Source organism: Microbispora sp. CA-135349 (assembly GCF_050947365.1).
Classification (GTDB): domain Bacteria; phylum Actinomycetota; class Actinomycetes; order Streptosporangiales; family Streptosporangiaceae; genus Microbispora.
On sequence record NZ_CP192001.1, the window covers coordinates 2,556,141 to 2,578,173 of the forward strand.

General features: G+C 71.4%; 19 protein-coding genes and 1 pseudogene. 8 read left to right on the forward strand and 12 right to left on the reverse strand.

The features are described from left to right. Positions 1-13: 13 nt before the first annotated feature. The 7 genes and pseudogenes from ACQPZZ_RS12080 (at position 14) to ACQPZZ_RS12110 (ending at position 6,592) form a co-directional block, all read left to right on the forward strand. Positions 14-775, forward strand: a complete 762-nt coding sequence (locus ACQPZZ_RS12080; protein WP_363646509.1) for an SDR family NAD(P)-dependent oxidoreductase — start codon at positions 14-16, stop codon at positions 773-775. A 172-nt stretch (positions 776-947) separates the two neighbouring features. Then, positions 948-1,586 (forward strand): annotated as a pseudogene (locus ACQPZZ_RS12085) (ATP-binding cassette domain-containing protein); the annotation flags it as partial. A gap of 14 nt (positions 1,587-1,600) precedes the next feature. After that, positions 1,601-2,695, forward strand: a complete 1,095-nt coding sequence (locus ACQPZZ_RS12090; RefSeq protein ID WP_432931613.1) for an ABC transporter permease — start codon at positions 1,601-1,603, stop codon at positions 2,693-2,695. Beyond that, the gene (locus tag ACQPZZ_RS12095; RefSeq protein ID WP_432931615.1) at positions 2,652-3,509 is read left to right on the forward strand and encodes an ABC transporter permease; all 858 of its coding nucleotides are present in this window, start codon (positions 2,652-2,654) and stop codon (positions 3,507-3,509) included. The genes ACQPZZ_RS12090 and ACQPZZ_RS12095 overlap by 44 nt, the downstream gene beginning before the upstream one ends. Positions 3,510-3,640: 131 nt before the next feature. After that, positions 3,641-4,471, forward strand: a complete 831-nt coding sequence (locus tag ACQPZZ_RS12100) for an ABC transporter substrate-binding protein (protein ID WP_432934357.1) — start codon at positions 3,641-3,643, stop codon at positions 4,469-4,471. A gap of 162 nt (positions 4,472-4,633) precedes the next feature. Beyond that, the gene (locus ACQPZZ_RS12105) at positions 4,634-5,584 is read left to right on the forward strand and encodes an ABC transporter substrate-binding protein (RefSeq protein WP_432931617.1); all 951 of its coding nucleotides are present in this window, start codon (positions 4,634-4,636) and stop codon (positions 5,582-5,584) included. A 261-nt stretch (positions 5,585-5,845) separates the two neighbouring features. Then, entirely contained in the window at positions 5,846-6,592 is a 747-nt protein-coding gene (locus ACQPZZ_RS12110) for an HNH endonuclease family protein (RefSeq protein ID WP_432931619.1), read from the forward strand. 10 nt (positions 6,593-6,602) lie between these two features. Here the strand turns inward: ACQPZZ_RS12110 and ACQPZZ_RS12115 are convergent, their stop codons facing one another. From ACQPZZ_RS12115 to aceB, 11 genes are all read right to left on the reverse strand, one after another. Further along, complete coding sequence (locus tag ACQPZZ_RS12115) at positions 6,603-8,084, reverse strand: hypothetical protein (protein WP_432931621.1); 1,482 nt, start codon at positions 8,082-8,084, stop codon at positions 6,603-6,605. Positions 8,085-8,154: 70 nt separating this feature from the next. After that, positions 8,155-9,183 carry a CU044_5270 family protein gene (locus ACQPZZ_RS12120; RefSeq protein ID WP_432931623.1) on the reverse strand — a complete coding sequence of 343 codons (1,029 nt, stop codon included), beginning with the start codon at positions 9,181-9,183 and terminating at the stop codon, positions 8,155-8,157. After that, entirely contained in the window at positions 9,183-9,878 is a 696-nt protein-coding gene (locus tag ACQPZZ_RS12125) for an RNA polymerase sigma factor (protein WP_432931625.1), read from the reverse strand. The genes ACQPZZ_RS12120 and ACQPZZ_RS12125 overlap by 1 nt, the downstream gene beginning before the upstream one ends. Positions 9,879-9,987: 109 nt before the next feature. After that, positions 9,988-11,937, reverse strand: a complete 1,950-nt coding sequence (locus tag ACQPZZ_RS12130; RefSeq protein ID WP_432931627.1) for an FHA domain-containing protein — start codon at positions 11,935-11,937, stop codon at positions 9,988-9,990. A 196-nt stretch (positions 11,938-12,133) separates the two neighbouring features. Next, complete coding sequence (locus tag ACQPZZ_RS12135; protein ID WP_432931629.1) at positions 12,134-12,802, reverse strand: hypothetical protein; 669 nt, start codon at positions 12,800-12,802, stop codon at positions 12,134-12,136. An 88-nt stretch (positions 12,803-12,890) separates the two neighbouring features. Then, positions 12,891-13,109, reverse strand: coding sequence for a DUF2277 domain-containing protein (locus ACQPZZ_RS12140; RefSeq protein ID WP_363646499.1), 219 nt, complete (start codon positions 13,107-13,109; stop codon positions 12,891-12,893). 29 nt (positions 13,110-13,138) lie between these two features. Further along, positions 13,139-13,873, reverse strand: a complete 735-nt coding sequence (locus tag ACQPZZ_RS12145) for an IclR family transcriptional regulator (protein ID WP_432931631.1) — start codon at positions 13,871-13,873, stop codon at positions 13,139-13,141. 28 nt (positions 13,874-13,901) lie between these two features. Beyond that, positions 13,902-15,152, reverse strand: a complete 1,251-nt coding sequence (locus ACQPZZ_RS12150; RefSeq protein ID WP_432931633.1) for a (Fe-S)-binding protein — start codon at positions 15,150-15,152, stop codon at positions 13,902-13,904. After that, positions 15,153-16,526, reverse strand: coding sequence for an FAD-binding oxidoreductase (locus ACQPZZ_RS12155; protein WP_432931635.1), 1,374 nt, complete (start codon positions 16,524-16,526; stop codon positions 15,153-15,155). 16 nt (positions 16,527-16,542) lie between these two features. Next, entirely contained in the window at positions 16,543-17,994 is a 1,452-nt protein-coding gene (locus tag ACQPZZ_RS12160; RefSeq protein WP_432931637.1) for an FAD-linked oxidase C-terminal domain-containing protein, read from the reverse strand. A gap of 18 nt (positions 17,995-18,012) precedes the next feature. Continuing rightward, entirely contained in the window at positions 18,013-19,599 is a 1,587-nt protein-coding gene (aceB, locus tag ACQPZZ_RS12165; RefSeq protein WP_432931639.1) for a malate synthase A, read from the reverse strand. A 148-nt stretch (positions 19,600-19,747) separates the two neighbouring features. Between aceB and ACQPZZ_RS12170 the strand changes: the two genes are divergently transcribed. Then, entirely contained in the window at positions 19,748-20,428 is a 681-nt protein-coding gene (locus ACQPZZ_RS12170) for a DUF4097 family beta strand repeat-containing protein (RefSeq protein ID WP_432931641.1), read from the forward strand. Between the two features lie 72 nt (positions 20,429-20,500). Here ACQPZZ_RS12170 and ACQPZZ_RS12175 read toward each other — a convergent pair whose 3' ends face one another. Continuing rightward, positions 20,501-21,853, reverse strand: a complete 1,353-nt coding sequence (locus tag ACQPZZ_RS12175; RefSeq protein ID WP_432931643.1) for an FAD-binding oxidoreductase — start codon at positions 21,851-21,853, stop codon at positions 20,501-20,503. Positions 21,854-22,033: the final 180 nt, after the last annotated feature.

Below are 22,033 nucleotides of genomic sequence, written 5' to 3' on the forward strand. Positions count from 1 at the left end.
CTAAGGGGCGGGTGTGATCCTGGATCGGTTCCGGCTCGACGGCAGAGTGGCCGTCGTGACCGGAGCCTCGTCGGGGCTCGGTGTCGCCTTCGCCAGGGGCCTCGCCGAGGCGGGCGCCGACGTGGTGATCGGGGCCCGCCGCCCGGAGGGCCTGGAGCGGACACGGCGGCTGGTCGAGGAGACCGGCCGCCGCTGCCTCGCGGTCCGGACCGACGTGTCGGTCCCCGAGGAGTGCCAGGCCCTCGTCGACGCGGCCATGCGCGAGTTCGGCCGTGTGGACGTGCTGATCAACAACGCGGGCGTCGGCACGGCCGTGCCCGCCCTGCGTGAGACGCCCGGGGAGTTTCGCCGGGTGCTCGACGTCAACCTGCACGGCACCTACTGGATGGCCCAGGCCTGCGCCCGCGTCATGCGCCCGGGCTCGTCGATCGTCAACATCGGCAGCGTGCTCGGCGAGACCACGGCCGGCCTGCCGCAGGCGGCCTACAGCGCCTCGAAGGCCGCCGTCGCCGGACTCACCCGCGACCTCGCCCAGCAGTGGACCTCGCGCCTGGGCATCCGGGTCAACTGCCTGGAGCCGGGTTTCTTCGACTCCGAGATGACCGCGCGGTATCCCGACGGCTACCTCGACCGCATGCGGGAGCAACGCGTCCTCATGAAGCGCTCGGGCGCCCCGGAGGAACTCGTCGCGGCCGCCGTCTTCCTCGCCTCCGACGCCGGTTCGTATGTCACCGGGGCGGTCATCCCGGTCGACGGGGGAATCCTCGCCACCTGACGGTCGCCCGCCGAACGGGCCGGTTTCACCCATTGCCGCCGCGTCCTCACCATCCGTGACCCTTGAGGTGAAAGATCACCGGACGGTCACGATATGGCTATTAGGCAGCATTTTTCGCCATAAGGGGGCAGCGGGTCCCTAGCCTCAGACCTGTTGTCAAACAAGGATCCGTCAGATTCAGGGCGTCGGGAAGTCCGAGCGGCACGAGAAGGCCCGGCGCATCCTGTCGCTGGTCGGGCTGGAGGGCCACGAGGACTCCTATCCGGAGCAGTTGTCCGGCGGCATGCAGCAACGGGTCGGGCTGGCCCGGGCTCTCGCCGTCGACCCCGAGGTGCTGCTGTTCGACGAGCCGTTCAGCGCACTCGACCCGCTGATCCGCCGCGACATGCAGGCCGAGGTCATCCGGCTGCACCGCGAGGTCGGCAAGACCATGGTCTTCATCACCCACGACCTGTCCGAGGCGCTCAAACTCGGCGAGCGCATCGCCATCATGCGGGCGGGCGCGATCGTGCAGGTCGGCACCCCCGAGGAACTCGTCGGAGCGCCCGCCGACGACTACGTGGCCGACTTCGTGCGCGACGTCCCCAGAGCGCAGGTGCTGTCGCTGCGCTGGATCTGCCGCACTCCCGAGCCGGCCGAGCCGCTCGACGGGCCCGAGCTGCCCGCCGACACCATCATCCACGACGCGGTTCCGGCAGCGATGGCGTCCGACCGGCCCATCCGGGTCGTCGCCGACGGCGAACTGGCCGGTGTGGTGAGCCGGGTGGACATTCTCGGCGCGGTGCGGCCCGGGACCGAGGCCGTGCGGTGAGCGCGCCTGTTCGGATGGCACCGCCCGTGCAGGCCCCCATGCGGGTCCGGCGCCTGCCGCGCTGGGTCGCTCCGGTCGCCGGGGTCGTCGCGGTGGTGGCCCTCTACGTGGCGTTCCGCGGCAAGGCCGTGCTGCCGCATGACGACGACGCCACCCTGTTCCACTGGCTCAACGACGCCCGCGACTGGGTCGACGCCTACCGCAACAACAGTCCGATCTTCCTGTACGTCGTCAATTACCTCCGCCTGGGCGCCGCCCGTGTCTACGAGGGGATCCAGGCCGCTCTGGTCGCGCTGGGATGGCCAGGTCTCCTCGGGCTGGCCGCCGGGCTCGGCTGGCTGGCCGGCGGGTGGCGGATCGCGCTCGTCTCGCTCGCGGGCTTCGCCGGCGTCGGCGTTCTCGGGTTCTGGGAGGCGAGCGTCGAGACGCTCGCGCTGACCCTGTCGGCGGTGGTGCTGTCGCTGCTGTTCGGCATCCCGCTGGGGATCTGGGCCGGTCGCTCGCCCCGCGTACGCCGGATCGTGACCCCGGTGCTCGACGTCATGCAGATCATGCCGACGTTCTCGTACCTGTCGCCGATGGTGCTGCTGTTCCTCATCGGCCCGGCGTCGGCGACGATCGCCACGACGATCTACGCGATGCCGCCGGCGATCAGGATCACGGCGCTGGCCATCCAGCGGGTCTCCGGTGTGACGGTGGAGGCGTCGGAGTCGCTGGGTGCGACCGGCTGGCAGACGCTGCGCAAGGTCCGCCTGCCGCTGGCGCTCAACACGATCATGCTGGGCGTCAACCAGACCATCGCCGCGGCGCTGTCGATGGTGCCGCTGACGGCGCTGATCGCCGCACCCGGGCTCGGCGAGGACCTGCTCCGCGCGCTCGCCCGGGTCAACGTGGGCGCCGCGCTGGTGCCCGGCCTCGCCATCGTGCTCGACTGCATGACGCGGACGGCGGCGCGAGGGCGGAACCCGGGCGAGGGCCGTCCGCTGGGGCGGGTTCGCCGTCCTGACGGCGGCCGGGCTCGCCCTGACCCCCGCGCTCGCGCAGGATTTCCCCGAGCGGTGGCAGGTGCAGATCGTCCGGCCGATCAACGACGTGGCCGACTGGATTGAGGCCCACTGGTACGCCTTCACCGGCTTCCTCAACGACGTGGTGGCGTACGGCCTGCTCAACCCGCTGCAGGACGTGCTGACCAGCGCTCCCTGGTGGCTGGTCACGGCGGCGGTGCTGGCGTTCGCCTGGCGGGTGAGCGGCCCGGGCCCCGCCCTGACCGCCGCCGTCTGCCTCGTCGACGTCGCCGCGCTGCGGCTGTGGGAGCACGCCGTGGAGACGCTGACGATGGTGCTGGTCGCCTCGGTGATCACGATCGCCGCCGGGCTCGCGCTCGGTGTGGCGGCGGCGCGGTCGCGGCGGTTCGCCGCCGGGCTGCGCCCGCTCCTGGACGCCGCGCAGACGATGCCGTCGTTCGCCTACCTGCTGCCCGCCGTGGCCCTGTTCGACAACGGCCGCTTCACCGCGATCACGGCCTCCTTCATCTACGCGGTGCCGGTGGTCGCCCGCCTCGTCGAGGACGGCCTGCGGGCGGTCCCCGGGACCGTCATGGAGGCGGCGAGGTCCGCGGGCTCCACCGACCGGCAACTGCTGTGGAAGGTCCAGCTGCCGATGGCGCGCGGCTCGCTGCTGCTCGCGGCGAACCAGGGCATCGTCATGACGCTGGCGATGGTGGTGATCGGCGCGCTGGTGGGCGCGGGGGCTCTCGGATACGACGTCGTGGCCGGATTCGCGCAGCAGGAGGACTACGGCAAGGGCCTCGCGGCCGGCGTCGCCCTGGTCCTCCTCGGAGTCATGCTCGACCGGATCACGCAAGGCGCCAACGGGCGCCGTTCTCCCGACAAGAAGAGGAACGCATGTAGAAGTTACGCCTGATCGCAGGGGTTCTCGTTCTCGGCCTCAGCGCGGCCGCCTGGGGAGGCGCCAAGGTCGAGGACGACTCCGCGGCCGCGCCGAGCGCGAGCGCCGCGGGCTCCGCGGGCGCGTCCGCGGGCGGCACTGTCAAGATCGCCATAAACGGCTGGGTCGGCTACGAGGCCAGCGCCGCCGTGGTGTCGTACCTGCTGGAGCACGAGCTCGGCTACAAGGTGGAGAAGGTGACGCTCGCGGAGGAGCCGTCCTGGCAGGGCATGGAGTCGGGCGACGTCGACGTCGTCATCGAGAACTGGGGCCACCCGGACCTCAAGAAGACGTACATCGAGGAGAAGAACGTCGCCGTCGAGGCGGGCAGCACCGGCAACAAGGGCGTCATCGGCTGGTACGTGCCCGAGTGGATGGCGCAGAAGTACCCCGACATCACCGACTACAAGAACCTGAACAAGTACGCCGACCTGTTCAAGACCTCCGAGTCGGACGGCAAGGGCCAGCTTCTCGACGGCGACCCGTCCTTCGTCACCAACGACGAGGCGCTGGTCAAGAACCTCAAGCTCGACTACAAGGTGGTCTACGCGGGCAGCGAGGCCGCGCTGATAAAGGCCGCCAAGCAGGCGACCGAGCAGAAGAAGCCGCTGCTCATGTACTTCTACGAGCCGCAGTGGCTGTTCAACCAGGTCAAGCTGGTCAGGGTGAACCTTCCCGCGTACACCGAGGGATGCGACAGCGACCCCAAGAAGATCGCCTGTGACTACCCGCCGTACGATCTCGACAAGATCGTGAGCAAGAAGTTCGCCGACACCGGCGGTAAGGCGTACGAGCTGGTCAAGAACTTCCAGTGGACGAACGACGACCAGAGCGTGGTGGCCGACGACATCACCAACAACGGCATGTCGGCCGAGGACGCGGCCAAGAAGTGGGTGGAGGCCAACACCGCCAAGTGGCAGGCCTGGATACCCAAGTGATCTGAGCGTCACGACTCCGCACGCCCGCCGGGGCGTGAGCACCGCCGGCCGCGATCCTCACGGATCGCGGCCGCTCCCGCCTGCCGGTGGAATACCCTGCCGGTGTCGCCGCGGCCCCGCCGCTCGCGTTCGCCGCCCGTATCACACCAGGTGAGGTCAGATATGAGGATTCGTCTCCTTGCGGGCGCGCTGACGCTCGCGCTGGCCGTGACCGCCTGCGGTGGCGGGAGCTCGGACGACGCCGCCGGAGCAGGCGCCGGGGGCGGCACGAAGACCGTGCGACTCGCGGTCAACCCCTGGATCGGCTACGAGGCCAGCGCCGCGGTCGTCGCCTACCTCCTGGAGCACGAGCTCGGCTACAAGGTCGAGAAGATCGAGAGTGGCGAGGCGGACTCCTGGAAGGGGTTCGAGAAGGGCACCGTCGACGTCATTCTGGAGAACTGGAACCACCCGGAGCTGAAGAAGGAGTACATCGACGACAAGAAGGTCGCGATCACTGCGGGTGAGGACGGCAACAAGGGCGTTCTCGGGTGGTACGTCCCCGAGTGGATGGTCCGGAAATATCCGGACATCACGGACTGGCATAACCTCGCCAAGCACAAGGATCTGTTCAAGACCGACAAGAGCGACGGCCTGGGTCAGTACCTGGCCGGCGACAAGTCCTTCGTCACCAACGACGAGGCGCTCATCAAGAACCTGAGCCTGCCGTACAAGGTGGTCTACTCCGGCAGCGAGGAGGCGCTGATCGCCGCGGCTCGTAAGGCCACCGAGAGCGAGACCCCGCTGCTGATGTACTTCTACGAGCCGCAGTGGCTGTTCAACCAGCTGAAGCTCGTCAAGATCAACCTTCCGCCGTACGCCATCGGGTGCGACGACAACGTCAAGACGATCACGTGCGACTATCCGCCGTACCTGCTCGACAAGATCGTCAGCGTGAAGTTCTCCAAGACCGGCGGTAAGGCGTACGAGTTCATCAAGAACTGGAGCTGGACCAACGGCGACCAGAACGCCGTGGCCTACGACATCGCGGTGAACAAGATGAGCGCCGAGGCGGCCGCGAAGAAGTGGGTCGACGCCAACAGGATCGTCTGGCAGGACTGGATCCCGGCCTGATCCACCGATCTGATCCATGCTCCGCCGGCCGCCTGAGGCGGCTCGGCCGCACGCGGCGGCGCGGGGACTGCACGGCCGGGCACCGCTCGGAGCGATCCACTCGGGGAAGTGTCACACATGTCCTGAGCGCGATCTGTCACGCGAAGATCACGAAACCCGACACTCTTGTGCGTGCCTCCTTTGCCACTTTTTTGCACTTTGCTATACCTGGGAGGGATATTTCATTACCTAGGGGTGGCAGTGGGCGGGCGTGGTATCCGGTTGATCGCTGGGATCTCCGTGGCGGTGGCCGTACTGGCGGGTTGCGGGCCGATGCCGGAACTGGACGGCGACGTCACCGGCCAGGGCAGCGGCGGGAAGAGCGACTCGGGGACGGAGCAGGGGGTCAACCCGCTCGACAACCCCGACGGCACCGGTCCCGGCCTGAAAGAGATCACCTCGGACAAGGACCGGGCCAAGGCCCGCGCGCTGATCGACAAGGTGGCGACGAAGGGCCGGGGGACGAAGACCGGTTACGACCGCGACAAGTTCGGCTACGCCTGGGCCGACAACGTGGACGACGTCCCGTGGGGGCGCAACGGCTGCGACACCCGCAACGACCTGCTCAAGCGGGACGGCCGGGACATCAAATATCGCAGCGGGTCGAACTGCGTCATCGTCTCCATGACCATCTACGACCCGTACACGGGCAAGACCATCGAGTGGAGCAAGTCGGCGGCGGCGAAGGTCCAGATCGACCACGTCATGCCCCTGTCGTACGACTGGCAGATGGGCGCGTCGCGGTGGAGCGAGAGCAAGCGCAAGCAGATCGCCAACGACCCGCTCAACCTGATCCCCGTGGACGGCTCCACGAACGGCTCCAAGAGCGACTCGGGCCCGGCCACCTGGCTGCCGCCCCGCCGCGACATCCGCTGCTCCTACGCCGTGCGGTTCGCCCAGGTGGCCCTCAAGTACGCCCTGCCGGTGACCTCCGCCGACAAGGCGGCCATGCTGGAGCAGTGCAAGTAGAAGGCCCCGCTCAACGGTAGACGACCTTCTCGGCCGACCGGCCGGGGAACACGACGACCAGGTGCTCCTCGGCACCTTCGGCTCCCCGGGCATAGGCCCGCAGCCGGTAGCGTCCGGGGCCCTTCACCGCCAGGTTCGGCAGCCGGGCTCCGGCGCCCTCGTCGCCGCCGTCGGCGTACGAGGGCACCTCCAGGCGGCCGCTGCGGCTGACGACGCCGACCTCGGCCACCTGCCTCCAGCCCTTCAGGCGCAGCGGGGGAGCGGAGCCGAACGCCTTCACGGTCAGGCACATCGGCTCGTTCTCGCCGTACGTCACCACGGCCACCGAACTGCCCGCCGCGGCGACGAACCCGTCGTCCACCGCGGCGTCGAAGGCGCCCTCGCCCTCCTCGGTGGTGTCGTCCGGGTCGTACACGCCGTATCCCCCGCCCTCGAACAGGAAGTACGCGGCCGTGCCCTGCCGCCGGGCCCGCAGCCGGGGCCAGGGGTCCCGGCAGCGGGCATTGGCCTCCGCGACGTGGCTCTCGTGGTCCGCGCGCGCGCCGTCCTCGGACCGCGACGCCTCGGGTGGCCCGGCGTCGTACCACGAGCCGTCGTAAGCGGGGCGCGCGGTCTCCTCCGGCCCGACCAGCACGAGGAACGGCAGCAGGACCGCCGCCAGCAGGACCGGCCCGGACGGCCGGAGCGGCGCAGGTTCCGGGGGCGTGCCGCGCGGGCCGGTGAGTTCGCGGGCGGAGCGGGCCAGCCACACCGCCAGGAAGACGTCGACCTCCTCCAGCAGCTCCGTCAGCGGCACGGTGGCGTGGGTGAACGCCCAGAGGACGGCCATGGCGGCGAGGAAGGTCGCCAGCGTCACGGTCACGTGGCGCCAGCCTGCCGTGACGGTGTCGCGGCTCCAGCGGCCGTCGCGGTGCTGGCCGAAGAGGACGGCCACCTGCCAGGCCGCCGCCATGACCAGGCAGGCGAGCACGAGGAACCGGGGCGCACGAACCCCGGGGACCTCCTCCATCGCGATCATCGCCAGGCCCGCCGACCCCGGCCAGGCGCAGACGAGCGCGACCACCCGGAGCCGTCCGCGCAGGGCCAGCGCGAACAGCACCTGCAGCGGGCACCACAGGGCAACCGTGAGCGCCTCGGCGACGACGCCGGGAAGCCGTACGGCCGGCAGCGGGGGGATCAGGGCGTGGGCGACGGCCAGGTACAGCAGGCGCCGCAGCCAGACCGTCCGCCGGTCGGCGGGCCGCGGCGCGCGCGGGGGGAGGGTGAAGACCTGGCGGAGCATCCAGGTCTTGAGCGCGAGGATCGTGAGGAGACCCACCGTGGCCACCTCGGGCGCCTCGGCGAGGCCGCCCGAGGAGTCGTCGTCGAGCGGATACCACAGGACGGTCACCCAGAGGGCGTCGAGACGTCCGGTGACGGCCGTGACCACGGCGCCGACGGCCGAGGTCGCCAGGTAGACCCCGGCCGCGATCCAGCCTGCCCGCTCTCTCAACACCCGGTGCCCTTTCCGCACAAAGAAGGCGATCTTAGGGGAGGTCGCCTCGGCGGGACGGGCGAATCTGTCAGCCGCAGCCGGCCTGGGCGTCCTTCACCTCGGGTGCGGTGTCGTCGACCGTGGTCTCCAGCTGGGCGGTCGAGGCCACCAGGCTGCCGGTGGGCGCCTTCGCCTCCTTCTCGTCCACCACGATGCCGCGCTCCCCGAGCAGCTCGTAGGTGGAGGGGTCGAAGATGATCTCCTGACGCACCCCGCCGGAGACCCGGCCGACGCCGATGCCGGTCCGTCCGGCGGCGTCCTCGGTGTTCTCGGTCACCGTGACCCCGGGAATCGTGGCGGCGGCCTCGAACAGCGCCGCGCGCTGGGGCGCCGGCACGTACGTCTCCCGCAGCAGGTCGCCGACGGCCGTCCACGCCCCCGCGTCGGGCGGATTGTCGCCGTGCGGCCGGTCGTACAGGTAGGCGCGCATCTTCTCCGGGTCGGCGGGCAGCTTCTTCAGGTTCGTGTAGGCGGTGTCCCGCACGCCGTCGCAGGCCGGGAGCCGCATCCACTCGGTGCCCTTCTCCTTGTAGGCCTCCGGCGGGATCGGCCAGCCGGGGTAGGCGCGGGGGTCCAGATGCTCGATCTTCAGCGCGCCGTCCCTCGTGCCGTCGGCCGACAGCCAGATCGTCCGCTTCGTCCGGTAGAGGTAGCGCGACTCCTTCTCGTTCTCGCCGACCACGGTGGCCTCGTACATCGTCTGGGAGCCGACCTTGACGAACTGGTCGTCGCGCAAGGACAGATCGGTCACCGCGCGGGCCGCCCTGCCCAGCACCTCCTCGGCCGACATGGCCGACACCTCCGGCAGTGTCACGACCCCCGGGCTCACCGTCGCGGGCCGGGCCTCCGGCTGCGTCAGCACGGTGGCGACCGCGGCGACGGCCGCCGCGGCGAGCAGCGCCGTCCCGCCCGCCAGGAACAGGTACGGACGCGGACGCGGGCGGGCGGGCCGCCCCGCGGGGCCGGCCAGCCGCTGCCGCACGGCCGCCTTGGCCGCCAGGGAGTAGGGCGCGACGTCGGGCCGCTCACGCGCCACCAGGTCGATCTCGTCGGTCATCACACGTTCTCCTCGGGAAGGTCGAGATGGCGGCGCAGCTTCGTGCGCACCCGGTGCAGGCGCGAGCGGACCGTGCCGATGGGGATCTTCAGCGCCTCGGCCGCCTCCTCGTAGGAGAGGTCGGCCCAGGCGACCAGCAGGAGCAGGTCGCGCTCGGCGGCCGACAGCCGTGCCAGGGCGGCCGCGAGCGCGGGCCGCAGCGCGGCGGCGCTCGCCCGTTCCGCTCCCCGCTCCTCCTCGTGCGAGCCGCGCTCCCCGGCGTCGTGCGGCGCCCGGGCGAGCGCCCGCAGGCGGCGGACCTCCGACCTGCGGTGCCCGGAGATGAGGTTCGCCGCGATGCCGTACAGCCAGGGCCGGGCGTCCGGCCGGGAGGTGTCGTAGCGGTGCCGCTTGCGGAACGCCACGAGGAACGTCTCGGCCGTCACGTCGTCGGCGTGCTCGGGGCCGAGACGGCGACCGGCGTAGGCGTGGATCTCGTCCGCGTGCCGGTCGAAGACGCCCGCGAACCGCTCGGGCGACGTCAGCGACGCCTCGATCAGCCCGGCGTCGCTCGGCTCGTCGCCGTCGGCGCCGGGATACGTCGCCAGGGCGTGCTCCGGCCCGCTGCCTTTCGCCTCGTCAGCGTCGCGGGTGCTGTCGGACCGGCGACCCGTCGCGGTTGAGGGAAGGCGCGTGTCAACGGAGACCGTCCTCACCACCCGTTGTATCCGTTCATAGGGGGAATCCTTCCGTGGGCGCCGTCGCGCCCTTCACCCCTACTCCGCCGGACGGCCCGGGCCGGTTCCGTGGTTCGCCGCAGCGACGTCAGCCGGAGGGCGTCTCGCCGGGCCGCCTGGGCTGTCCGTCCGCCTGCCGCGCGACGAGCGCCCCCTCGACAGGGGACGTCGCGGGGGACGCCGCGGAGACCGGCTGGTCGAAGATGTCGATGTCGACCTCCTCGCCGCCGACCGTCAGCGTCTCCCAGGCTCCGCTCACCAGCAGGGTACGCAGTGTCTCGCTCCGCAGTTCGCGCAGGTGCCTGATGAGGGTCGCGTCGTCGGGCATGCCGGGAACACGTGGTGACAGGCGGTCGCGGATCTGCCGCAGGCGCTCCATCAGGGCGTCGATGTCCGCTTCCCGGTCCGGGGCGGCGCGGCCCTCCTCGATGCCCTGGACGATCGTGTCCTTGATCGCCCGGGTAACCCCCTGCTCGTCGGTGGTCACCATCGCGTTCCACGCGCGGCTCTTGTGCCGATACTGCAGCATCGACATCGCCGCCTCGTGCCGTACGAAGTCGGCGTCCCGCAACGGCCTGCCGCGCCAGTTGCGGTTGAGCGACCGGGCCAGCGAGATGGCCGACGCCAGGCCGCTGTTGAGGCCCCGCCCCGGCCAGAAGTGGATCGCGTTGGCCGCGTCTCCCAGGAGGAACCCGTACGTCCCCGGGGTGGTCGAGGTGGGGGAGTACAACCGGGCGGTGAACCGCGGCCGCTGCACCATGTCCAGCCGGAAGGCGGTGACCGCGCTCACGTCGCCGTCGGCGACGCCGAAGAGCGCGAGCCCTTCCTTCGCCCGCCTCCACAGTTCCGAACCCCTGATCAGGGCGGGCAGGAACAGCGTGTGGTGGGTCGAGCAGTGGAAGTCGCCGTCCTTGGTGCGCTCCATCAGGCAGGGACTGGAGGCGACGCATTCCTCGAACACGTGCCGGACGGGGTCGATGCCGACGACCTCCGCGGCCTCGTCGTCGGTGAGGCGCATGTTCAGGAAGCCCTCGCCGCGCAGGGAGTTCAGGAGGAACCGGTTCTGCGCCACGGTCAGCAGCACGATCGCCGGGTCCGGCAGGCTGGACTTCACCCGCAGCCCCAGCACCACGTCCTGCAGGTGCCGGCCGTCGAGCGAGAAGATCGAGTCGTCGGCCCGGCCGAACCTGTCGGTGAAGTGCTCGCGGGTCCGCGAGCGCCCTCCCTCGCAGATGACGAGCACGTGCTCCTTGGCCACGGCGTCCTGGCGCTCCGCGGCGTCGAATATCTCGGGCACCAGGCGGATGCGGGCGGACCTCTCGTTCGCCATCTCCAGCAGGGTGTCCTCGATGTAGGCGATCCGGATGTTCCGCGGGCCGTAGCCGCGGATCGAGTCCGGACCGGCCGGCCACATCTCGCTGTAGGACCCCTCGGTGAACAGCCGCGACTGGACGTCCTCCGGGAGGTTCAGATACTGGCGGCTCTGCACCGTCACGACCTGCTGCCGCCGGTTGTTGCCCTGCGTGGCGTTCTTCCACACGATCCGCGGACCGTCCTCGGTCCAGCGGCCGTCGTAGATCGTGATGGTGACCCGTTGCCCCATGAGGTGTTCGAGGAGCAGGGCGAAGGCCAGCCCGACGGGCCCGCCGCCGGAGATGGTGACGTGCAGGACCTGCTCCGGTTCGACGTCCGGGAACGACCGGCGGAACCGTTGCATCAGGGCGGTGTCCATGACCGTCTCGGCGTCGTCGAACGCCTCGAAGCGGAACGTCTCTCCTCCGATGGCGATCGTGTCGCCGGGCCGGAGCACGTGCGTGGTGACTCGCCTGCCGTTGACCAGCGTCCCGTTGCTGCTGCCTCGGTCGAGCAGCACGTAGCCCTCGGCCTCGCGGCGCACCTCCGCGTGGAAGCGCGAGGCCCTCTCACTCGTGATCACCACACTGTTGTCGCCTCTGCGACCGAAGGTGATCGGCTTGTCGTCGATCGGGAAACGCTGACCGGCAAGGGGACCTTCATGCCCGACGATCGCAGGTGGCACCGGTCCGCCCCCTTTCCCTCGGAACCGCCGATGCGATCATTTATCCTGACATGCTTACCGGCTGCTGCAAAGCGTTCCAGTCAGGACAGGCAATCACTCCTTGCGCGGGCGAGGCGGGGGCCGGCGTCCCGTGGACCCGAAGAGACGCGAGAAGCCCGGGCATGGTCGGCCGCCGGGCCGGGTCCACCCGCTGTGCTCACTCCGTGATGAGGAATCCGTTGTGGTCGCGGGCCACCCCGCCCGTGCGCTCGACGATCGCGAGGGCGGCCCGCCGGGCGGCGGCGGGGATCTCGGTGCCGTAGCCGCCGTCCGCGGACAGCTCGTAGGTCACGTCGTCCGCGTCCCACTCGTTGACGAAGACCTCGATCGGGCTCTCGGCGCTGGTGAGCAGCGTCGTGCCGGCGTCGGTCACCGTCGTGACGGCCAGGCCGGGCAGGTCGTCCGCGAGCAGGGCGATCAGCTCGTCCACCGGGATCGGCCGCCCGCCGGTGACCTCGGCCAGGTCCTCCGGCGGCTCTTGGCACTCCGGGTGCTCCCGGCCGCCGAGCCGTTCGGCCAGGCCCCGCACGAGCAGGCCCGGCCGGGAGAAGTCGCCGCCCTCCTCGCTGTCGATGTTGCGCGCGAAGAACGCGGCCGCCCAGCCCGCCGGCAGGCCGGCCCTGGCCGCCAGCTCCGGGGTCAGCCGGATCGGCCCGCGCAGTTCGACGTTCTCGCCGATCTTGAAGCCTCGCCCGTACGGCCCGGCCTGCGGGTCGTGCAGCCGCACCGTCCGCAGCACGGTCGCGGGGTCGGGCGCGTACGGCAGCAGCAGCGTGGGCCCCTTGCGCAGCCGCCGGGCCATGAGGAAGTCGGAGATCATACCCATGCGGCCACTGTCGCGCCCGGCACTTGCGGTTCGCTTGGACCCCGTGCTCGGACCTCTCACGCGTGGACCCCGCGCGTGGACGCCGGTGCTATCGGGCCGCCGAGCCGCGGACCTGGAGGGAGGCCAGCAGCGCCGCGCTGGCCTGCGTGATCTCCTCGACCGCGCGGTCGAACGCCTCGGCGTTGTGCGCGGCGGGCGCGCGGAAGCCGGAGATCTTGCGGACGTACTGGAGGGCCGCCGCCCGGATGTCCTCCTCGGTCACCTCGTCGGTGAAGGGCGCGCGCAGGGTTTTGATGCTTCGGCACATGTGCCCATACTGACCGATCGGAGACACCGTCAGGGGCGGAAGACGGCGGCGCCGAAGTCCTCGGCCACCTTGCGCAGCATCGCGGCGAGCTCCTCGCGGTCGACCGCGTCGATGCGTTCGGCAGGTCCGGACACCGACATCGCCGCGAAGGTCCGCCCGCCGTCGTGGACCGGCACGGCCATGCAGTGCACCCCGCTCTCCTCCTCGCCCAGGTCGAGCGCGTATCCCCGGGCGCGCACCCGGTCGAGCTCCTCCAGCAGTTCTCCGATCTCGGTGATCGTCCGGTCCGTACGGCGGGGCAGCCCGGTGCGCCGGAACACCGCCGCCGCGTCGTCCCGCTCCGCCAGCAGGGCCTTGCCGACGGCCGTGCTGTGCGGCAGCACCCGGCGCCCGACCTCGGCGAACATCCGCAGCCTGCGCGGCGAGGGCACCTGGGCCACGTAGACGACGTAGTCGCCCTCCAGCACGGCGAGATTGGCGGTCTCGCCGGACAGTTCCACGAGCCTCGCGAGGTAGGGCTCGGCCCAGACCGCGAGCATCCGCTCGGCCACGCCGCCGATGCGCACCAGCGCGCCGCCGAGGGCGTAGCGACGGTCGGACTCCTGCCGGACGTACCCGCGGGCCAGCAGCGTCTGTAACAGCCGGTGGATCGTCCCGTACGGCAGACCGGTCGTGGCCGCGATCTCCGACAGACCGGCCTGGCCGCCGTGCTCGGACAGTGCTTCGAGCACGTCCAGCGCCCGGTCGACGCTCTGCACGCTCATCGCGTTCTCCTCCTCGGCCGTGTCATCCTCAATGCGGCGACCGTCCCAGCATGCCGGGATCCAGCCCGCGCAGCGAGGCGTCGAGGACCTCGGCCGTGTGCGCGACCCTGATCTCCCCCTTGCCGGCCCTGCGTACGGCGGCCGCGATCTGCATCGTGCATCCCGGGTTGGCCGACACCAGCACCTCGGCGCCGGCGGCGAGCACCCGCTCGGCCTTGCGGTCGCCCAACTGGCGGGCCGCCTCCGGCTGGAAGAGGTTGTAGGTGCCCGCGGACCCGCAGCAGATCGCGGACTCCTCGACCTCCCGCAGCTCCAGCCCGGGAATCGCGCGCAGCAGCTCGCGCGGCTGGGCGCGCACGCCCTGGGCGTGGGCCAGGTGACAGGCGTCGTGGTAGGCGACCGCGACCGGCAGCGGGTGACGCGCGGCGACAGGTCCCAGCTCGATCAGGAACTCCGCCAGGTCGTGGGTCCGCAGCGCCTCCGCGCGGGCCGCCCAGCCGGGCTCGCCGGCCAGCACCTCGGCGTAGTCCTTCATGCTCGACCCGCAGCCCGCCGCGTTCACCACCACGGCGTCCACCCCGGCACGCTCGAAGACGGCGATCGTGCGGCGGGCGAACCCGCGCGCCTCGGCCTCGCGGCCCGCGTGCAGCGACAGCGCCCCGCAGCAGCCCTGCCGGGGCGGGATCACCACGTCGCAGCCCTCCAGCGCGAGCACCCGGGCCGTCGCCGCGTTGACCTGCGGAAAGAACTCGCCCTGCACACAGCCGGTGAGCAGCCCGACCCGCGCCCTGCGGCGTCGCCTCGCCCGCACCAGCGGCGGCAGCCGTACGGGCCGGGGGACGCCGGGCGCCAGTTCGGCCATCGCACCGAGGGAGGGGTGCACCTGTTCGAGGAACGGCCGCAGGCGCCTGCTCAGCCGCATGGGCAGCCGCATCGCCCGCAGCCTGCGCCGGTAGGGGAACAACGCGAACACCAGCGCCCGGATCGCGCGCTCGTCCGGGCGGCGCACGTGCTCGCGCTCGACGACCGCGCGGGTCTGCTCGATCAGGCGGTCGTACCGGACGCCGGACGGGCACGCGGTGACGCACGCCATGCAGCCCAGGCAGGCGTCGAAGTGACCGGCCATCGCGTCGGTGAGCGGCGTGCCCTCGACGCGCTGGCCCATGAGGTGGACGCGTCCGCGCGGGGAGTCCATCTCCTCGCCCCACAGCACGTACGTCGGGCAGGTGGGCAGGCAGAACCCGCAGTGGACGCAGTCCCTGATCAGCTCGGGGTCCATTCAGATACCTCCGACGAATCGTCCGGGGGACAGCCGCCGATCGGGGTCGAACCGCTCCTTGATTCGGCGCATCAGCGGCAGCGCGCCGACGCGCCCCCACCGGTCGAGGCGGCGCCCGGCTTCTGGGGGCGCGGCGAGCACGACCACGCCTGCCTGCTCGCCGAGGTCGGCGCGCAGCTGGGAGGTGAACCCGGCGACCATTGCCGGCTCGGTGTCCGGCGGCAGGGCGACGTGGAGCACCTGTGCGGCGAGCGAGCCTCGCAGGGCCGCTCGGGAGCCTGTGACCCGGGCCGCCGATGAGAAGGCAAGGAGGGTCTCGGCCAGAAGGGTGGGCGCGTTCCTGACCTCCAGCAGGATCTCCCCGCCGTCCTGGACCTCGGACCGCGCGCCGGGCGGCCCGGCAGCCCCTTCCGGCGGCTCCGGGAGGCCTCCCCACCACGGCGGCGGCTCCTCGGTCACCTCCGCCGTCTCGCCCACTAGCTCGCCCAGCAGTTCACACAGTGTCTTGGCGCGCTCGCCTGCGGCGGCGCCCTCGAGGAGGACGGCCAGGGTGCAGGGGCCGTCCACGTCCGGCCAGTCGATCTCGACCGCGCTTGGTTCCAGCTGCGACTCGGTCACCGCGGGGACCGCCGCCGCCAGAGATCCGGCCAGGTCCGTGGTGAGGGTCTCGAAGGTCAGGCCGTCCTCCGTCGTCCAGGTCCCATTCGTTTTGGTCACCGGCCGTTCGACTGTCGCCGTCACCCAGGCGCGGGCGGCGGGCAGGGGATGGAGGCGGAACGTCGCGTCCGCGATGATCCCGAGCGTGCCGTACGAGCCGGTGAACAGCTTGCCGAGGTCGTATCCGGCGACGTTCTTGACGACCTTCCCGCCCGACTTGGCGATGGTTCCGTCGGCCAGCACGACCGTGACACCGATGAGCAGGTCGCGGGCGGTGCCGTACCGGAACCTGCGCGGCCCGGCGATGCCGGTGGCCAGCAGCCCGCCGACCGTGGTGCCGGGCACGGGCACGTCGAGCGCGAGCTCCTGGTTCTCCCCGGCGAGCGCGCCGGCCAGCGCCTCCAGAGTCACCCCGGCCTGTGCCCGCACGACCAGGTCGCCCGCCGCGTGCTCCAGCACCCGGTTCATGCGGCACAGGTCGACAAGCACGTCGCAGCGGGCGGGCGGGGCGCCCCAGTGCAACTTGGTCCCGCCGCCGGTCACGACCACGGCGAGGTCGTGCGCGGCACAGACCCGCATCACGGCCGCGATCTCCTCGGCCGACTCGGGCAGCGCCACCCGGCGCGGCCGCACGCCCGCGACCTCGTCCCCGTCGCCCGCCGCGCGCACGGCCACACCGGTCGCCTCCAGCGCGTCCCAGACGTCCCGCGCGTCCATCAGACCTGCCCGTCCATCAGAACTGTTCCGCCAGGCCGGTCTCGACCAGGGGATGAGCGCCTCTGCGCACTCCCGGCGCCTCCCCGCACAGGCGCGGGGTGGGGAAGATCTTGCCCGGGTTCGCCAGGCCCTCCGGGTCGAACGCGCACCGCACGAGTTGCATGGTGTCGAGGTCGTCCTCGGTGAACATCCGGGGCATGTGGCGGGCCTTGTCCACGCCGACGCCGTGCTCCCCGGTGATCGACCCGCCGTGCTCGACGCACAGGTCGAGGATGCGCCCGCTGACGGCCTCGGCGCGCTCGGCCTCGCCGGGCACCGAGTCGTCGAACAGCACGAGGGGATGGAGGTTCCCGTCGCCCGCGTGGAAGACGTTGGCCACGCGGATGCCGTACTCCTCCTGCAGCCGGTCGATCCCCGCGAGCACGCTCGGCAGCGCGGTCCGCGGCACCACGCCGTCCTGCACGATGTAGGCCGGGCTGATGCGGCCGACGGCGGCGAACGCCGACTTGCGGCCCTTCCAGATGGCCGCCCGCTCCTCGGCGGAGGCGGCCACCCGGATCTCGAAGGCGCCGCTGTCGCGGCAGATGCGCTCCACGGCGGCGAACTGGTGCTCCACCTCGGCCCGCGGGCCGTCCAGCTCCACCACCAGTACGGCTCCCGCCCCGGCGGGGTAGCGGCAGTGGACGGCGGCCTCGGCCGCCTCGATCGCCAGCGCGTCCATCATCTCGATCGCGGCGGGCACGACGCCCGCCGCGATGATCGCCGACACCGCGTGCCCGCCGGCCTCGATGCCGGTGAAGGCGGCGAGCAGGGTCGTGACCGCCTCGGGCGCCCGCGACAGCCGTACGGTGATCGTGGTGGCGATGCCGAGCGTGCCCTCGGAGCCGATGAACGCGCCGAGCAGGTCGTAGCCGGGGTCGTCGGCGGACAGCTCCACGATCTCCCCGTCGGGCGTGACGACCTCGGCGGCGAGCACGTGGTTGACCGTGAAGCCGTACTTGAGACAGTGCGCGCCGCCCGAGTTCTCCGCCACGTTGCCGCCGATGGAGCAGACCTGCTGGCTGGAGGGGTCGGGGGCGTAGTAGTAGCCCCGGTCGCGGACCGCCTCGGTGATGGCCAGGTTCGTCACCCCGGGCTCCACCACGGCCCGGCGGTTCGGGATGTCGATCTCAAGGATCCGCCGCATGCGCGAGGTGACGATCAGCACGCCGTCCGTGCGGGGGAGGGCACCGCCCGACAGGCCGGTGCCCGACCCCCGGGCGACGAACGGCACGCCGTGCTCGCCGCACAGCCGCACCACCGCGGCGACCTGCTCGGCGTTTTCGGGCAGCACGACCACCCCGGGGGTCGCCCGGTGGTTGGTCAGCCCGTCGCACTCGTAGGTGCGCAGCCGTACGGGGTCGGTGACGACGGCGTCGGCCGGGAGCACGGCGGCCAGCCGCGCCGTCAGCCGTTCGAGCCCGGGCATCGGCTTCCCCTCACATCGTCACGGCATCCGCGCGTACGCGGGCAGCGTGAGAAACTCCGCGAAGTCGTCGTCAAGGGCGACCTCCTTGAACAGCGCCGTGGCCTGTGCGTAGAGCCGCTCGTCGTAACCCGGCTCGGTGGCGATCCGGGCCAGCTCCTCCTCGATGATCCGCTCGGCGAGCTCCCGTGTCACCACCGCGCCGCTGTCGGCCAGCGTGATGTCGTTGTGGATCCACTGCCAGACCTGCGAGCGGGAGATCTCGGCCGTCGCCGCGTCCTCCATCAGGTTGTGGATCGCTGCGGCGCCGTTGCCGCCCATCCAGGCCGCCAGGTAGCGCAGGCCGACGTCCACGTTGTTGCGCAGTCCGGCCTCGGTGATCTCACCGGGGGTCTTGGACACCGCCAGCAGATCCTCGGCCGTGACGTGGACGTCCTCGCGCAGCCGGTCGAGCTGGTTGGGCCGGTCGCCGAGCACGCCGTCGAACACCTCGCGGCAGATCGGCACGAGGTCGGGGTGGGCCACCCAGGAGCCGTCGAAGCCGTCACCCGACTCGCGGGTCTTGTCGGCCCGCACCTTCTCCAGCGCGACCTTGTTGACCTCGGGATCGCGGCGCGAGGGGATGAAAGCCGCCATGCCGCCGATGGCGTGCGCGCCGCGCTTGTGGCAGGTGCGCACCAGCAACTCGGTGTAGGCGCGCATGAACGGCGCGGTCATCGTCACCGCGTTGCGCTCGGGCAGCAGGAACTCCCGGCCCCGGGTGCGGAACTTCTTGATGACGCTGAACAGGTAGTCCCAGCGGCCCGCGTTGAGGCCCGCGGAGTGTTCCCGCAGCTCGTAGAGGATCTCCTCCATCTCGAACGCCGCCGGGTAGGTCTCGATGAGCACGGTCGCCCGGATCGTCCCCCGGGGGATGCCGAGCAGCTCCTGGGCCCGGACGAACACGTCGTTCCAGAGCCGCGCCTCCAGGTGCGACTCCATCTTCGGCAGGTAGAAGTACGGGCCGCGGCCCTTGCCGATCTGCCGGGTGGCGCAGTGGAAGAAGTAGAGCCCGAAGTCGACCAGCGAGGCGGACGTGGGCGAGCCGTCCACCACGATGTGCTTCTCCGGCAGGTGCCAGCCGCGCGGGCGGACCACGATCGTGGCCAGCTCCTCGTCCGGCCGCAGCGCGTACGTCTTGCCGCCGGAGGAGAAGTCGATCGCGCGGTCGAGGGCGTCGCGCAGGTTGAGCTGCCCGTTGACCGTGTTCTCCCATGTCGGGGAGTTGGCGTCCTCGAAGTCGGCCAGCCACACCTTGGCGCCCGAGTTGAGCGCGTTGATCGTCATCTTGCGGTCGACAGGACCGGTGATCTCGACCCGGCGGTCCTCCAGCCCCGGCGCCGGCGGGGCGACCCGCCACTCGGACTCCCGGACGTGGGCGGTCCCGGGAAGGAAGTCGAGCATGCCGCCGGCGGACAGCTCCTCCTGCCGCGCCTGCCGGGCGCCGAGCAGATCCCTGCGCCTGGGGTCGAACTCGCGGTGCAAGGTGGCCACGAAGCCGAGGGCCTCGGGAGTGAGGATCTCGTCGAACCGGTCCAGCATGGGGCCTTTGATCTCGACGTTTTCCATCTTTTCCACCTTCCGGAAAACTGGTTCTGAATGGTGGAATTGACGCTACTTCAGGCGACGGCAGGGGGTCAACGCCGGGGGTTCCTCAGGGGACGGTCCGGGGATTCCCCGATGGGAGACGGCGTACGCATCCCTGAAGATCGAGGACATGAGAAACAAGACGATGGCCGTCGCGGGGGCCGTCCTGGGAATGAGCCTCGTCGTCACGGCATGCGACGTGCGGATCGGCTTCGGCGGGCAGCAGGCCGTGGAGTCCTACGACGTGACGGACAAGGTGACCGTCCTGGACACCCGCACCGGGTCGGGCGACATCGTGGTGAACGAGAGCGACAGGTCCGGCGTCCACGTCACCGAGACCCTGCACTGGCGCGGAGACAAGCCCAAGGACGGCCATTCCGTCGAGGGGGACACGCTCACACTGGCCTACAAGTGCGACAACTGCTCGGTGGACTACGAGGTGGAGGTGCCGCGCGGTCTCACCATGAAGATCGACACCGCGTCGGGAGACCTCACCCTGCGCGACGTCACCGGCCAGGTGAACGCCTCCACCGGCTCGGGCGACGTCGACGCGCGGGGGCTCGCCGCCAAGCAGGTCAACACCCGCACGGGATCGGGGGACATCACGCTGCGGTTCACCGCCGTACCCGACCAGGTGCAGGCCGTGACCGGGTCGGGCGACGGCCGGCTCTGGGTGCCGGACGGCACCTACAACGTCAACGCGTCGACGGGGAGCGGCGACCGCAGGATCGAGGTGCCGGACGACGAATCGGCGCCGCACACGATCACGATCAGGACCGGATCGGGCGACGCCGAGGTGCACAAGCTCTGACGCGGCGCTACCGCGGCCGTCCGCGGCGCTCCGGCCTCAGGGGCGGGAGCGGCCTTCGGGCCGCGGATCGCGTCACGCGAGCACGGACTGGTTGGAGCGGAAGACGCCGGCGGGGTCGCGGCGACGCTTGATCTCCCGCAGCCGGGCCAGGGTGTCCGGGTCGAACGCGGAGACGGCCGTCTCGCCACCGCCCAGATAGGTCAGCGGCTTGCGGCCGGTCGTGTGCGGCGCCATCGCCCGGGCGATGTCCGCCAGCCGCGCGGCGACCGCCTGACCGCTCTCCGGCGACATGATCGGCCCGATCATGCCCAGCAGGTACGGCTCGGCGATGGGTCCGGCCGCTCCGCCGCCGTCGGCGGGCCGGCTCACCGCGCCGCCCAGGTGGCGCACCTGCACCGAGGCCAGGGGGGCGATGTCGCCCGCGGCCGCGAGCAGATCGGCGCCCACGGCGTCGCCGAGCCCGGTCAGCAGTTCGCCGCGGCCCGCGCCGGGCACCGGCTGCGTCGGCTCGGCGCAGATGCCGCCCAGGGCGTCGAGCGGCATCACGGCGCGGGTGTCGAGCATCATGCCGGGAATGTCCTCGAACCGCCGCAGCAGGTCGCGCCCCTCCTCCTCACCGCCGAGGAACGTCGAGTCCACCGCGACCCCGGAGAGGCCGCGCAGCGGCTCGGGGACCTGGGGCAACGGGGGGAACTTCACCATCGTGAACCAGGCGGTCAGCTCCGCGGGCGCAGTCGAGGTCACCTCGCGGTACGCGGCGAGCACCTCCGGCGCCCGCTCGGCCGGCCACAGCATGCGCCCGCCGTACAGCAGGGGTGCCGGGTGCAGGTCCAGCTCCATCGCCGTCACCAGCGCGAAGTCGCCGCCGCCGCCGCGCAGGGCCCAGAACAGGTCGGGGTCGGAGTCCGCCGTCACGCGTAAGGCCTCGCCGTCCGCGTCGACCACCTCGAAGGCCCGTACGGCGCCGGACGCCCAGCCGTGCCTGCGGGCGAACCAGCCGAGCCCGCCGCCGAGCGTGTAGCCGGTCACGCTGACGACGGGGGAACTGCCGGGCAGGCCGGTCAGCCCGTGCTTGCCGGTCGCGCTGAGCAACTCGCCCCACTGCACGCCGGCCTCGACCCGGGCGGTCCGCTGCTCCGGCTGGATTTCCACACCGCGCAGCCGTCCGGTGCGCACCAGGATCGTCCCGTCGAGCCGGGTCGTGGCGCCGTGCCCGCTCGGCTGCGCGGCCACGGCGTGACCGGCCTGCTTCGCGTACCGGACCACGGCGGCGGCGTCCGCGGCGTCCTCGATCTCCACGACGGCCCGCACCTGCTGGTCCACGGCCCGGTTCCAGGGCAGCCGGGCCGCCTCGAAGTCGTCGTCGCCGGGCACGAGCACCCGTCCGCGCACCGCCCGCCGCAGATCGGCTTCAAAATTCGACACGTTTTTCCTCCTGATTCACGTTCTCTGATCGGCCCGACATCCTGGTGCGGGCAGCCGGATGAAAATCGACTGGGAGTGTGCTGCTACGGCGGCCCACAAGCCGGGCAATACGCTACAGATCGAAATCTTCGCGTCCAGAGGAATCATGGAATCCCGCCCGTGCGGCCCGTTAAAGATCGT

Coding starts and splice junctions, on each gene's coding strand:
- ACQPZZ_RS12140 (WP_363646499.1), bottom strand. CDS start 13,109: ATGTGCCGAAGCATCAAAACCCTGCGCGCGCCCTTCACCGACGAGGTG.
- ACQPZZ_RS12105 (WP_432931617.1), top strand. CDS start 4,634: ATGAGGATTCGTCTCCTTGCGGGCGCGCTGACGCTCGCGCTGGCCGTG.
- ACQPZZ_RS12120 (WP_432931623.1), bottom strand. CDS start 9,183: ATGACCGACGAGATCGACCTGGTGGCGCGTGAGCGGCCCGACGTCGCG.
- ACQPZZ_RS12135 (WP_432931629.1), bottom strand. CDS start 12,802: ATGGGTATGATCTCCGACTTCCTCATGGCCCGGCGGCTGCGCAAGGGG.
- ACQPZZ_RS12170 (WP_432931641.1), top strand. CDS start 19,748: ATGAGAAACAAGACGATGGCCGTCGCGGGGGCCGTCCTGGGAATGAGC.
- ACQPZZ_RS12150 (WP_432931633.1), bottom strand. CDS start 15,152: ATGGACCCCGAGCTGATCAGGGACTGCGTCCACTGCGGGTTCTGCCTG.
- ACQPZZ_RS12090 (WP_432931613.1), top strand. CDS start 1,601: ATGGCACCGCCCGTGCAGGCCCCCATGCGGGTCCGGCGCCTGCCGCGC.
- ACQPZZ_RS12155 (WP_432931635.1), bottom strand. CDS start 16,526: ATGGACGCGCGGGACGTCTGGGACGCGCTGGAGGCGACCGGTGTGGCC.
- ACQPZZ_RS12145 (WP_432931631.1), bottom strand. CDS start 13,873: ATGAGCGTGCAGAGCGTCGACCGGGCGCTGGACGTGCTCGAAGCACTG.
- aceB (WP_432931639.1), bottom strand. CDS start 19,599: ATGGAAAACGTCGAGATCAAAGGCCCCATGCTGGACCGGTTCGACGAG.
- ACQPZZ_RS12160 (WP_432931637.1), bottom strand. CDS start 17,994: ATGCCCGGGCTCGAACGGCTGACGGCGCGGCTGGCCGCCGTGCTCCCG.